The sequence below is a fragment of the Gemmatimonadaceae bacterium genome (assembly GCA_036003045.1).
Classification (GTDB): domain Bacteria; phylum Gemmatimonadota; class Gemmatimonadetes; order Gemmatimonadales; family Gemmatimonadaceae; genus JAQBQB01.
In genome coordinates, this window is sequence record DASYSS010000023.1 from 40,690 (window position 1) to 54,012 (window position 13,323).

At 66.5% G+C, this 13,323-nt stretch carries 9 protein-coding genes; 6 read left to right on the forward strand and 3 right to left on the reverse strand.

Going from position 1 to position 13,323, the window contains the following annotated elements:
- Positions 1 to 35: 35 nt before the first annotated feature.
- Complete coding sequence (locus VGQ44_05305) at positions 36 to 1,607, forward strand: hypothetical protein (protein ID HEV8446211.1); 1,572 nt, start codon at positions 36 to 38, stop codon at positions 1,605 to 1,607.
- A 24-nt stretch (positions 1,608 to 1,631) separates the two neighbouring features.
- On the opposite strand, the gene VGQ44_05310 is transcribed toward VGQ44_05305, so the two are convergent.
- Both VGQ44_05310 and VGQ44_05315 read right to left on the reverse strand, forming a co-directional pair.
- The gene (locus tag VGQ44_05310) at positions 1,632 to 3,074 is read right to left on the reverse strand and encodes a hypothetical protein (protein ID HEV8446212.1); all 1,443 of its coding nucleotides are present in this window, start codon (positions 3,072 to 3,074) and stop codon (positions 1,632 to 1,634) included.
- A gap of 136 nt (positions 3,075 to 3,210) precedes the next feature.
- On the reverse strand, positions 3,211 to 3,513 hold the full coding sequence (locus tag VGQ44_05315) for a hypothetical protein (protein HEV8446213.1): 303 nt from the start codon (positions 3,511 to 3,513) through the stop codon (positions 3,211 to 3,213).
- 347 nt (positions 3,514 to 3,860) lie between these two features.
- Between VGQ44_05315 and VGQ44_05320 the strand changes: the two genes are divergently transcribed.
- The 5 genes from VGQ44_05320 to VGQ44_05340 all read left to right on the forward strand — a co-directional run bounded on the left by VGQ44_05320 (position 3,861) and on the right by VGQ44_05340 (position 10,589).
- A complete protein-coding gene (locus VGQ44_05320; GenBank protein HEV8446214.1) occupies positions 3,861 to 4,166 on the forward strand; it encodes a hypothetical protein in 306 nt (101 codons plus the stop codon).
- Between the two features lie 209 nt (positions 4,167 to 4,375).
- Entirely contained in the window at positions 4,376 to 6,424 is a 2,049-nt protein-coding gene (locus VGQ44_05325; protein HEV8446215.1) for a Xaa-Pro dipeptidyl-peptidase, read from the forward strand.
- Between the two features lie 87 nt (positions 6,425 to 6,511).
- The gene (locus VGQ44_05330; GenBank protein ID HEV8446216.1) at positions 6,512 to 6,865 is read left to right on the forward strand and encodes a PadR family transcriptional regulator; all 354 of its coding nucleotides are present in this window, start codon (positions 6,512 to 6,514) and stop codon (positions 6,863 to 6,865) included.
- Positions 6,862 to 9,591: an ABC transporter permease gene (locus tag VGQ44_05335; protein ID HEV8446217.1), complete on the forward strand. Its 2,730-nt coding sequence runs from the start codon at positions 6,862 to 6,864 to the stop codon at positions 9,589 to 9,591. Before VGQ44_05330 ends, VGQ44_05335 begins: the two co-directional genes overlap by 4 nt.
- A gap of 206 nt (positions 9,592 to 9,797) precedes the next feature.
- On the forward strand, positions 9,798 to 10,589 hold the full coding sequence (locus VGQ44_05340) for a murein L,D-transpeptidase catalytic domain family protein (GenBank protein ID HEV8446218.1): 792 nt from the start codon (positions 9,798 to 9,800) through the stop codon (positions 10,587 to 10,589).
- Between the two features lie 43 nt (positions 10,590 to 10,632).
- On the opposite strand, the gene VGQ44_05345 is transcribed toward VGQ44_05340, so the two are convergent.
- A complete protein-coding gene (locus VGQ44_05345) occupies positions 10,633 to 13,323 on the reverse strand; it encodes an ABC transporter permease (protein ID HEV8446219.1) in 2,691 nt (896 codons plus the stop codon).

The following is a 13,323-nucleotide window of genomic DNA, read 5'->3' on the forward strand; positions in this document are numbered from 1 at the left end:
CAGCGTAGGGCTCTGGGCCACCCATCGGCCCGCTCATGCCCCGTTCGCTTCGCGTCGCCCCAGTCGTGTTCGTGTCGCTGGTCGCGACGCCGCTGAACGCGCAAGTCGTTACGGCTCAATACGACAACGCGCGCACCGGGTCGTATACCGCCGAATCGACGCTCACGCCGCGCACCGTATCGCCCGTGACCTTCGGAAAGACCGGCGTCCTCAAAGTGGACGGCGACGTCTACGCGCAAGTGCTGCACCTGCCGTCGGTGGCGATCCCCGGAAAGGGAACGCACGCGGCGATCTTCGTCGCGACGGAGCACAATTCGGTCTACGCGTTCGACGCCGCGAGTGGCGATCCGCTTTGGCGCGCCAACCTTTCCGGTGGTGCGTCGGGCGCGACGCCGCTCTCGATGCGGAACGTACAGTGTCCGTTCATTCGACCGGAGGTTGGAATCACGCCGACCCCCGTGATCGACACGACGACGAGGACGATGTTCGTTCTTGTTCGAACGAAGGAGGGTGGGCGCTACGTTCAGCGGTTGCACGCGCTCGACGTCGCGACTGGGGGGCCGCGGCACGCCGCGGTGGAAATCTCGGCGTTCGTGCCCGGCACCGGTGCCGGCAGCGACCATGGTGTGGTGGCGTTCGACGCGTTGCGCGAGAATCCTCGCGCCGCGCTGCTCCTGGTCGGCGGCCGAGTCGTTTTGAGCTGGGCGTCGTCGTGCGACGTGGGGCCATATCACGGATGGATCATGGCGTACGATGCCAAGACGCTCTCACAGGTCGCCGTTTTCAACACCACGCCCGACGGCAGCGACGGCGGCGTGTGGCAGGGCGACGCCGGTCTCGCGGCTGATGAACGCGGCCGCATCTACGCCATCACGGGGAACGGAACGTTCTCGGCGGGGCGTGCCGGCGGTCGCGACTACGGCGACACCATGCTTCAGTTGACGCTCGGCCCCAAGTCGTTCACCGTGAGCGACTACTTCACGCCCTTCGACCAGAAGCGCCTCGACGAACAGGATGGTGACCTGGGCGCCGGGGGGCCGCTGCTGTTGCCCGACCAGCGGGGCGCGCGCCGGCGTCTCGTGTTCTTCGGAGGAAAGGGCGGCGGCGTCTATCTACTCGACCGTGACCATCTCGGCAAATTCGATTCGACGGGGAATCACGCCGCCGTTCAAACGATGAAGGCGCCGGGTATGGTGATGGGAGCGTCGGCGTATTGGAACGGGCGTGTGTTCAGCCTGTGGAGCAAGGACGTGATCAAAGCGTTTTCGCTCTCGAACGGTCGTCTGAGCGACGCGCCGACGTCGAAGGGGTCGCACGTCTTCACCGATCCCGGTGCGACGCCGACGGTGTCGGCGAACGGAACGAGAGATGGAATCGTGTGGGTCGTCGAGACGAAGACGTGGAACGGTTCCGACCGTCCGGCGATTCTCCGCGCGTACGACGCGCTGGATGTGTCTCGTGAGATCTACACGAGCGAAGCAAATCCGTCGCGTGACCGCGCCGGCACGGCCGTTCGCTTTGCGATGCCGACAGTCGCCGGTGGACGCGTGTATGTAGGAAGCAAGGGCGAGGTGGACGTCTACGGCATCTTGCCTCAGCGCCGCTGATCGGATGGTAGAAAACGGGTGCGACTACGGTGACCGCTGCAATCGTCGCGCATCCTCCCAGCTCGACAACTTCAAGTGCTCGGCGGCGACGCGCAGCGGAGACAAGTGCATCCGATCGACTGCGGCCCAAGTTTCATCCAGATACTGGGTCGGCACGCTGAGCGTCTGGACGTAGTCGCTCGCCCATAGCAAGCGATCCGGCGCGAGGAAAGCGGCGAGCGCACCTTCACTGGCCACGCCGTCGATCGCGAAAACCGTGATGTCGCCGCCGGCAAGCCGGACTGAATCGTTCACGACCCGAACGTGCGGCTTTACCATGGCGCGACGGCGCTCGAGCAGATCGGGGTTCGCGGTCCAGCGGCGATCGATGACGCGTTGGAGAAACTCGCGGTTCGTGCGGTGGGTGAGAATCGTCGCGCCGTTCGCGGCCCAGAATCGGAGGCCCGCGATGTGCGGCCAGGCGATGTCGGTGACGACGAGCGCGACCGGATGCTTGCCGGGAAAGAGCCGGGCGATCCACGCCGAGTCCTCGCGCCCTCGAGTCTCGCCCTGCGTGGCGTCGAAGACATAGACCGTGTCACGAACGAGCGTCACCGTCTCGTTGAACCCGATGTTGTGCAGGATGAACGTCTTCGGTCCGACACGAATGGTGTCGGGATTCGTCGGAGCGAGCCACGACGGCGGGGCGATCGGCATGGCCTCGGCGCGCGACGGGAGAGAGAGTGGCGGCGCGCTGTCGAGCGGAACCAGCCGGATCGCTCCGTACGTGCGCGTCACGTCAGTCGATCCGTCCACGACGCGGAAGCTGCTTGCCGGCCACCGCAGCGCGCCGTCGCGCTGCCACGTGGAGTACAAGTACTCGACGTGGACGGTGCCCCACAAATAGTGAGGCTCGAAGCGGTCCAATTTTACGGGATACCCGGACTTCGGATCGATGAAGAGACGTTCTTCGCCCAGTGGCCCGCGTCTCGAAAGCACGAGGCGCGGATAGTTGCGATACGAGCACGTGGCGGCCGTGTGCACATCAGCCGCGCTGTTCCAATCGGCGAGCGTCGCCCAGACGTCGAGCGGCCGCGCGACGTAGCGGTCTCCGTGCGCGGAGGGAGTCGGCGTCATCACCGTATCGCCCACGACGTACGATGCAGCCGCGCCGCCGAGCGTCGTCATTCCCGGCTGGACGCCGCCGAGCGTGGTGCTCGACGTCGTTCGGTCGACGCCGGTGCGCGGATCGAGCCACGATTCGACCGTGGACACGGCCGCAAGGAACGGCGGTGCGTCGGGGCGATCCGATTCGAATGCGTGGTTGGTGACGTCGAAGCCAGTCATATGCAGGACGCGGCCCGCGGCCGCGTCGAGGCCGATCGCCGAGGCGGCGCTCTGAAGCACGGCGCGAGCGGTGGGAGTCGTCGTCGTGCGGCACTGATCGCCGTGAGAGACCGCGAGGAGTGCGAAGATTGCGCGGAGCATTCGTGAGAATCCGGTTGCCAGGACGCCTTGAATGTCGTGGCTTCGGATGCCTGCCGCGCCGCATTTACAAGATTCTGACTACTTTGCTTTCACTTTTCGAACGTCGCGTGCGGCGCTCACGTACGGTCGACCCGTCCTACCACTGGCCTTGTCGTTGGTCGATCCGCCCGGCCACGATGCGCAGCGGAGCCGTGGCGGCGAGGTACAACGGAGGCGCGAGCAGCGCCCAGACGAGGAGCCAGACCAGCAGGCCAAGCCCACCGATGCCTAGAAGCTCGAGGACGACATGGGTGAGCGCCCATCCGCCCGCCATGGGCAAGCCGATCGTGAGAATGCTCGCCCAGCCCTCGTGCCATCGCACGAACGTCCGTGATCCGCGGAGCCACTGTTGATAGTGGCGGAGCCAGGCAAGCCCCGGGATCGCCAGTCCGTCGACCATGAATTAGAATCGCGCCGCATGCGCGAGTTCGCAACGCCAAGGTCCCGATGCGTGAACGAGACGTCAGCGGCACGACTGGCTTTGCGCGTCCTCCCCGGTCTCTCCCTACCGAGTTCACTAAACTCACGCTAGCGCTCGGTGCGTCCGTAGCTCGACGATGGAGCGAGGTTCCAGTCGAGACTGATGAGAAGTTTCCCTCATCTGGTGGGATCGACCGGGGTCGTCGGGGATGACCGATGCCCCCGTGAGCGATTTTATCGAGGTTTTCACGGGCACCGGGCTCGACAGCCGACGAGACTTGATGGTTCGATGGGTGCGCGGCACGCTCACTGCTTGGATGCCGTAGCATGCGGCCCCCCATCGACTTGGTCGCCATTGCTCGACGCATTCGAGGCCTCATCGCCGGCGCAGATCGCGGAGATTTGGCGGCGACAGCGAGGCGCCTCGGCGTGGATTTGTCGGCGCTCAAGCGGTCGATCGACCTTCGATTTCCGCGGCCGAGCGCTCCGGTCCTAGCGTCGGTCATGCGGGCGTATGCGATTCATCCATTGTGGCTGCTTTACGGGACGCCGGGTCACGCAATCGCCGCCGGGAAAAACACTGAGCGTCAATCCCGCTTGCTGCTCGCGCTGGCCAAGTTCCCGAGAGACTAACCGTCGTCTTTGAAACACGGCGCTTCGAGGATCTGCTGTAGCGTGTCCTCGATTACAGTCTCCTGGTGAGCGTGCGTCGAGCGCTATCACGATCATCGGGAAACAGATGGCTCGCTGTAGCAGGGCGGATTCGCGGGGCGAACGCGCCAGCGCACAGAGGCGTATCTTCAGTTGATACCACCTCTCGACCCCCCCCCACGACCTCCCCCATGTTGCGTCTACGTCTCTTCCCGACCCCACTCGGCGCCGTCGCGGCGATTCCTCTGTTCATGCTCGCCGCTACCCCCGCCAGCGCGCAGGGGCCTCAGCCCGCGGCCAAGGCCGCGCCGGTCTTCGCGAACGGCATGGCACAAGTCGTCCCGGCGTTTGCGGACTCGGCCCAATGGATTCGGCAGGAGCTCTGGGTCGAGACCAACTTGGACAGCGACCACGACGGCAAACCCGACCGCGTTCACGTCGACGTGACCCGGCCGCGTCAGACCGAGACGGAAGGTCTCAAGGTCTCGATTCTCTACGGATCGAGCCCGTACTACGCCGGAACGGCGCGCGGGCAGGTGAATTGGAACGTCCAGCAGGAGTTGAACGACCAGCCGCAGCCGCGCGGCAACATGACGGAGCCTGCCTACGAGCCGAATCGTTCACGGATCTCTAACGCGCTCGTCAACGAGTGGGTGCCGCGCGGCTTTGCCGTCGTGCACTCGGAAGCGCCGGGCACCGGACGATCGCAAGGTTGCCCCACGGTCGGCGACGATCCGGAGCGCCTTCCGATGAAGTTCGTCGTCGATTGGCTCAACGGTCGCGCGAAGGGCTTTACGACCGAGACCGGCAGCGAAGAAGTGAAGGCGACCAGCTGGTCGACGGGCAAGGTCGGCATGATCGGCACTTCATATGAAGGGACGCTTCCGCTCGCGGCGGCGACGACCGGCGTGAAAGGGCTCGAGGTCGTCGTGCCCGTGTCGCCCAACACCTCCTACTACCACTACTACCGCTCGAACGGGCTGGTTCGCTCGCCGGGCGGCTACCTCGGCGAAGACGTCGACGTGTTGTACGACTTCATCGCGAGCGGCGACAGCGCGGGCCGAGCGAATTGCGACGCACTCTATAAGAACGGAATATTCGCGGCGCCAAAGGGCCAAGACCGCGCCACGGGAGACTACAACGACTTCTGGGCGAAGCGCGACCTTTTGCCACACGTGAAGGACATCAAGGCCGCGGTCCTGCTCGCCCATGGGTTCAACGATTACAACGTCGTTCCCGAGCACAGCGTGCGCATCTACAATGAGATGAAGGCGCATGGACTGCCGGTGTCGATGTATCTCCATCAAGGCGGTCATGGCGGCAACCCGCCGGCCGACATGCTGAACCGGTGGTTCAGCCACTATTTGTACGGCGTCGACAACGGCGTCGAGAAGGATCCGCCGGTGTGGATCGTTCAGGACGCGGCGGCGCAGGAGCCGCGCGCGGTGGCGGCTGCCGCGGCAGCCGCGGCAGCGGCTCAGGCGGCGATGCAAGCGGGGGGCGGAGCTGGTCGTGGCGCTGATTCGGCGGCAGCCGGTGCGGGGCGTGGTCGAGGGCGGGGAAGAGGCGGCGTCGTCACGCCGCCGACACCATTCGCGTCGTTCCCTGTTCCAGGTTCGGTGCCGGTGGTGTTTCATCCAAGCACGGGCGGGACGAACATCGCGAACCTCTCGCTCACCAGCGCGCGCAGCGGGGGGACCGACAAGGTGGTCGACGACGTCGGCAAGAGCGGCAGCATGTACGCGATGATGGATCAGTCGCAGAACCGGCTGCTGTACGCGACGCCGACCTTCTCCGATACGGTGCACATCTCCGGAACGCCGAGGGTGACGCTTCGCATCGCGTCGAGTGCGCCGGCGGCGAATCTGAGCGTGTGGCTGGTCATGCTGCCGTACGATTCGGCGCGCGTGGGATCGCAGAGCCACGCGGGATTGATCACGCGCGGCTGGGCGGATCCACAGAACTACAAGGCCCTCACGAAGGGCGGCAACTACGACTCGAAGGCAGCGGGAGAGAAGCTCGCGCCGGGGAAGTTCTACGACCTCACATTCGACCTACAGCCGGACGACGAGTTCGTGCCCGCGGGGAAGCGATTGGCGGTGATGGTCATGTCGAGCGACCGCGAGTTCACGTTGTGGCCGAAGGCGGGCACGGAGCTGACCGTCGATCTCGCGCACTCGTCGTTCTCGGTGCCGATCGTGGGCGGGACGACCGCACTCGAGAAGGCAGGCATGCGTTGAGGAAGTGATGAAAGAGCGCGAAGGCGCGCGCTTGACAGGGCTCGGTCCGATTTACACCTTACCGGAGGTTCTCCGGGGAAGGGGTTCGTGGCCAAAGAGCCGGAAGAGTTGCTGCGCGGCACACTCGACGCGCTGATTCTCAAGACCCTGTCGTGGGGGCCGCGTCACGGCTATGCCGTCGCCGGTTGGATTCGCGAGACGTCCAATGAAGCGCTGGCCGTGGAGGACCGCGCGCTCTACCTCGCGCTCCACCGCCTCGAGGATCGTGGGCTCGTCGAGAGCGAGTGGGGACTGTCCGACAACAACCGCCGCGCGAAGTTCTATCAGCTCACGCCGCGAGGACGAGCGGAGTTGCGCGCCGAGTCGAATCGGCTGACGCGTTACGCGGACGGTCTCTTTCGCGTGCTGAACGCGACGCGCTGGGGTGGAGAGCCCAAATGAGCCGCTTGGAACCACGGTTTCCGGGACTGCGGCGCTTTCTGCGTCTGCGCGACCGGTCGGTACAGGCGGAGGTGGACGACGAAATCGCCTTCCATATGGAGAGTCGCGTGCGTGACCTCGTGGCTCGCGGCGAGCCGGAATCCAATGCGCGCCGAATGGCTGCCGCGCAGTTCGGCGACGTCTACGAGGCTCGCCTGGAGCTTGCCGCGGTCGATCGGCGTCGGCGACGACGGCGGCGGTTGGCCGGCGCGTTCGACGCGGTGGGTCAGGACTTACGCCATGCCGCGCGGTCGCTACGGCGATCGCCGGCGTTCACCGGCGCGGCGATCGCGACGCTTACGGTCGGAATCGGGGCCGCGACGGCGGTCTTCGCCGTCGTCGACGGCGTGTTGCTCCGGCCCCTGCCGTATCGGGACCCGAGCCGGCTGGTGGCCGCGTGGTACGACATGCCCAAGATCAACTTGGCGCATGTTCCGCAGGCGGCGGCGACCTATCTCACGTATCGTGACCTCGCGCGCACACTCGACGGCATCGGGATTTACGTCGAGCAAGAGACGAATGTCGCCGACCGCACCTCGCCGAACGACTCCCAGCGCATGCGGACGACGGTTTGCACCTCGACTCTCCTCAGCGTGTTGGGAGCGTCTCCGCTGCGCGGCCGCGTGTTCACGGAGGTCGACGATCGTCCACAAGCCGCGCCGGTCGTGCTCATCAGCGAATCGGTATGGCGATCTCAGTTCGGCGGGGATCCTTCCATCGTCGGACGCCGCCTCGACGTCGACGGCGTCGCGCGCGAAGTCGTCGGCATCATGCCGCGGAGCTTTCGCTTCCCGAGTGGTGAAACGCAGGTGTGGGTGCCGCTGGGGCTGGACCCGAACAAGCTGCCCGCGAACGCGTTCAACTACAACGCCGTCGCCCGCCTCGCACCCGGCGCGAGCGTTGCCGCCGCGGAGCGGGAGCTCGCGCGACTATTGCCGCGCGTCGCGGAGCGCTTTCCGGATTTCGTTCCAGGCATCACGACGCGCGCGATCATGGACCAGGCGCGGCCTCAGCCGCGCGTCATTCCGTTGTTGGAGGACACGACGGGCGCCGTCGCCGGAACGCTCGGCCTCGTCGCGGCAGCGGCGGTACTGCTGCTACTCGTGACCTGCGTCAACGTCGCCAATCTCTCGCTTGTCCGCTTCGACGCGCGACAGCGCGAGCTCGCCGTGCGTGAGGCGATCGGCGCGGGTACGGCGAGAGTGGTCCGGTATCTTGCGTCGGAGTCGTTGGAGCTGGCGGGGTTCGCCGGACTGCTCGGGCTGTTACTCGGGTGGTGCCTGGTGCGGGCGCTTGTCACGTTCGGACCGACCGACGTACCACGCTTGGCCGAGATCGCGCTCGACTGGCAAGCCGCGGCGTTTGCCGCCGCGGCGGCTCTGCTGAGCGCGATAGGGTGCTGCCTCATTCCCGCGTTTCGTGTCGGCCGCCGTCGCGTGTCATTCCGAGAGACGACGCGTGGCGGAACGGCATCGCGGTGGCAGCACCGTGTGCGCGGGGGTCTCGTGGCGGCGCAAGTCGCGTTCAGTGTGGCGGTGCTCGCGGGCTCGGGACTCCTGTTCCGATCCTTCCAGCGACTTCACGCGGTGCGCCTCGGTTTCGATCCGGATCACGTCGCTACCTATTGGGTCTCGCTGCCGCCGGCGCGGTACGCCGAGCGCGCGGACGTGGCGCGCTATTTCGCGACGCTTGCGAGGCGCGTGGCGCAGGTGCCGGGCGTTCAAAGCGTCGGCGTCACCTCTCGGCTGCCGCTCGAACAGCGGGGCATCAATCAGAATCCGTTCTATCCCGACGGCACGGAGAAGAACGACAAGAAGCTTCCGCCGCTTCAGCTATTCACCACGATCGGGGGAGACTACTTCCGCACGTTGCGCATCCCCCTGCTGACCGGGCGGACGTTCGAGCCGATGGAGACACAGCGGTTCGGCGAGGCCATCATCTCACGCCGAACGGCGGAGCTCTTCTGGAAGGATTCGTCGGGCGCCGCCGCGGTGGGACAACACTTCCGCGCGCTGCCCAACGGGCCGCCTTACACGGTGATCGGCGTGGTGGCTGATGTTCAGGACACGAGCCTCGCGATCGCGTCTTCGCCGACCGTCTATTTCCCCGAGGTCGTGCGACAGGATTCGCTCACACGACAAATCGCGCGCACAATGGCAGTCGTCGCGCGAACGACGTCCGATCCGGCGAAGATCGCGCCCCTCATCGAGCGAGCAGCGCGGGAGATCGATCCGACGCTGCCCACGTACGGCGGGCAAACAATGAGCGAGGCGCTCCGCGCGTCGACGGCCAGGCTGGCGTTCGTGGCGCTCCTTCTCGCTTCTGCCGCACTGATCACCCTCGTCCTGGGCGGCGTCGGCTTATACGGTGTCATGGCGTACGCGGTCGCATTGCGCCAGCGCGAGATCGGCATTCGCATCGCACTCGGCGCGTCGCCGCAGGGTGTGGCGGCGGCGACGACGCGCGGAGGGATGGCGCTGACCGCCATCGGCGTTGCGGCCGGCGTCGTGCTGTTCGGCTTCTCCGCGCGGCTCGTTCGGACGCTGCTGTTCGGCGTCGCGCCGTGGGATCCGGTCGCGATCGGCGGCGCGGCGGCGGTGCTCATGGCGATCGCTCTGCTCGCGAGCTGGGGCCCGGCCCGTCGCGCCGCTCGTGTGAACCCGGTAGATGCGCTGCGGGCCGACTGATCAACCCACGCAACTGGCCGCGGCAGTAAAAGGCTTTCGTCAAGTTCGCGCGCGCACGGGCTTGAGCGACTGTCGCGCTCGCTGAGCGCACTGAGCAGTATCTTTTTCGGGGATCCACGTCACACCCCACGTGTATCACTTGGAAGTCGTCGCCCGACGCGACTCAAACCGTCGGGCGTTTCTTTTTGTCGAGGAGATCGCGAGCGATGAAGCTCTACCACGGCACTGCGAAATTCTTGTTTGGATCGACAGCTCTTCTGATCGGTACGGCGGGCTTTCAGGGCAAGACCAACGCTCCCGCCGCTGCCCCGCAAGCCCTTACCGCTCCGGCGCACGGCGTCGTCGCGGCGAGCACGGCTGCGCCCACCGCGAGCACCGCGTCTTCGCGCGCCAAGACCGCGCTCTCCGCGCTTTCGTCGGCCGTTCGCCGGCTGAGCGATCCGCGGGCGCTCAAGGACGCCTTCAATAGCTATTTCGCGTTCAAGGCGGCCCACCCGAGTCAGGTCAAGAAGCCGTACCTCTACTTCGTTGACTACGGTCTGCCGAACACCACGCCTCGTGGCTACGTGTTCGACATGACGGCGCTGAAGATCATCGACGGTCCGTTCACGGTCGCGCACGGCCGCGGGTCGGGCGCTTCGATTCCGACGCGGTTCTCGAATGCGATCGGAAGCGCGTCGACCTCCTTGGGTCTCTACATCGCCAAAGCGACGTACGCGTTTCACGGCCACGCGAGCGGCCGCCCGTATCAATCGCTCGGCCTCAAGCTGGATGGAGTGTCGACGGGCTTCAACGACAGGGCATTCACTCGTGGCGTCGTCGCTCACGGCGCGCCGTACGTGACGCCGAACAGAGCGGGAATGAGCAAGGGTTGCCCAGCGATGGAGCCCGCCCGCGCGCAGCAACTGCTGCCGAAGCTCGCTGACGGTGGAATGGTGTTCCTGTTCGCGCCCAACGCGAACTGGATGGCGAACGATCCCTGGATCGTCGGCGACTGACGCACTGCCAACGGCGGGACCATTGGTCCCGCCGTTTGTCATTCTAGTCCACGCGTAACGCCGTATTCGGGTCGATCCTCGCCGCCCGAATCGCCGGCGCGAGACTCGCCAACACCGCGACACATCCCGTCACCGCCACAACGGCAACGAACGTGAGCGGATCACTCGGTGTCACGCCCTGAAGCAGTGTGCGAAGCACGCGGGTCAGGAGCAAGGCCGCCACGACGCCGACGCCTAGTCCGGTCATCGCCTGGCGAAGGCCGGACCGAAGCCCGATCGCCATGAGGTCGTTCGGCGTCGCGCCAAGGGCCGCGCGAATTCCAAATTCGTGAAAGCGCGATGCCACCACCTGCGACACGATGCCGAAGATCCCGATCGCCGACAGCAAAAGCGCCACGACGCCGAACATGCCGAGCGTCTGCATCGCGAATCGCTGACCGCCGATCGCGGCGTCGACGATGTCGCGCATCGTCCGAACCTCGGACACCGCGAGCCGCGGATCGGCCGCGTGAACGGCGCCGCGCACGGGAGCGATCAGTGCCTTCGGATCGCCGTCGGTCTGGACGACGAGACTCATCGACCGTCGCGTGCTGCCGGGCGCGACCGCGAACTGCGCCAACGTCGCGTAGAACTGCGGCTTGACCGCGCCAACCAGTGCGTTGTGGTGCACGTCGTCGACGACGCCGACCACGGTGTACCAGCGTGTGGTGTCGCGTCCGCCGATTTGCACGCGTCTGCCGATTGCGCGGCGTCCCGCGAAGTACTGTTGCTCGAACGCACGATTGACGATCATCGCAAGCGGGGCACCCATATCGTCGCCCGCCGTGAACGCGCGCCCCTCTCGCAGCGTCAGTCCCATCGTCTCGAAGTATCCCGGTGTGACGACCTGCCAATCGCCCGGCGCTCCCTGATTCGGCGGGGGCGTGTACCCGTCGATCCTCAGCCCCCAATCGCCCATCTCGGTGGCGAGCGGCAGAAGTCGTACGGCGGCCGCGTGCTTCACTCCGGGCAGCGCCGAGACGCGCCGCTGAACGTCGTTCCAGAACGAAACCACTCGAATCGAATCGGCATACCAGAGCGACGGAGTCGACACGCGCATCGTGAGCACGCCGTCGGCGCGGAATCCGGGATCGATCGACAACAGGTTGCGCACCGTGCGAACCATGAGTCCCGCGCCGGCGACGAGAACGACCGCCAGCGCGATCTCCGCGGCGACGAGCGTCTGCCGCCAACGCAGGCGCGCGCGCCCGCTCGTCGCGCCTCGCCCGCCTTCGCGAAGCTCGCCGGCCGGGGCCAGACGGCGAGCGTGAATCAGTGGAAGAATGCCCGTGATGAGAGCCGTGAAGCCCGCCACCGCCAGCGCGAACGCGAGCACGCTCCAGTCGACCGACGTCTCCGACAGGCGCGGTAGTCCGGCCGGCGCGTTGGCGCGAAGCAGGCGGACGGTGATCGCGGCCAGCGCGATACCCGCCGCCGCGCCGAACGTCGCCAGCACCGCGCTCTCGGTGATGAGTAATCGCGCAAGCCGCTTGTCTCCCGCGCCGAGCGCGACGCGCACCGCGAGCTCGCGGCGGCGTGTTTCGCCGCGAACGAGCAGCAAGCCGGCGACGTTCGCGCAGGCGATCAGCAGCACCAACACCACCGCGCCGAAAACGATCAGGAGAACCGGCTTCACGCGCCCCGTGATCTGCTCGTCCATCGGAATGGCGAACGCGTGGAATCCCACCTTTGCCATGTAGCCGAACTGCTCGAGCTCGGCGACGATTCCGCGCAGCTGCGTGTTCGCCGACGCGGCGGTCGCGCTCGGCGCCAAACGCGCCACGCCGTAGAATCCGTGGCTCGACCCGCCTTTCGGAAACGCGGGCCCCGGAACCGCGCCTTCGTTCGCGGCGTCGGTCGCGAGCGGAAACCACACGTCGGTGCGCTCGCCCGCGGCGTAGTCGAGCGGCATGCGGAATTCAGCCGGCATGACGCCGACGACCGTGGTCGCGTTCCCCTGAATTTGAATCTGACGGCCGACGACCGATGGATCAGCGCCGAAGCGTCGATCCCAAAGCTCATGGCTCAGAATGGCGACGCGCGCGCCTCCCGGACGATCCTCGTCAGCCGAAAAATTCCGGCCGCGCTCGGGGGCGACGCCGAGAATCGGAAGGACGTTCGCCTGGACGCTCGCCGACCTGACGCGTTCGGGCGAATCGCCGTCGATCGACGCCGCGCCGTCGGTATAGATGCCGATGTCCGAGAAGGCCGAGACGCGCGCCTTCCACCCCTCCCACTCGTCATATGAAAGCCACGTGCGATCGAATCCCTTCCACGCGCTCCACACGGCGACGACGCGGTCGGGCTGAGTGTAGGGGAGCGGCTTGAGCAGCACGTGTTTGACGACGCCGAATACCGCGCTCGTCGCGCCGATGCCAATCGCGAGAGTGAGTGTCGCCGCCGACGTGAGGCCGGGCCGATGGCTGAGCGAACGAAGCGCGAACCGCACGTCGCTCCAGGCATCGAAGAACCCGCTCGTGCCACGCTCGTCTCGCGTGTCGTCCTTGTGCCGTTCCACGCCGCCGAAATCCCGTCGGGCCAGACGCCTCGCGTCCCGCTCCGTCATGCCCGTGTCTACACGACGCCGCGTCTCCATCTCGAGATGGAAGCGCATCTCTTCGTCCAGCTCGGCGTCTCGGTGCCGCCGTCGGATCAGCGACGCGAGCGACGAGCCGATCTCGTGGTACCAAGCCAT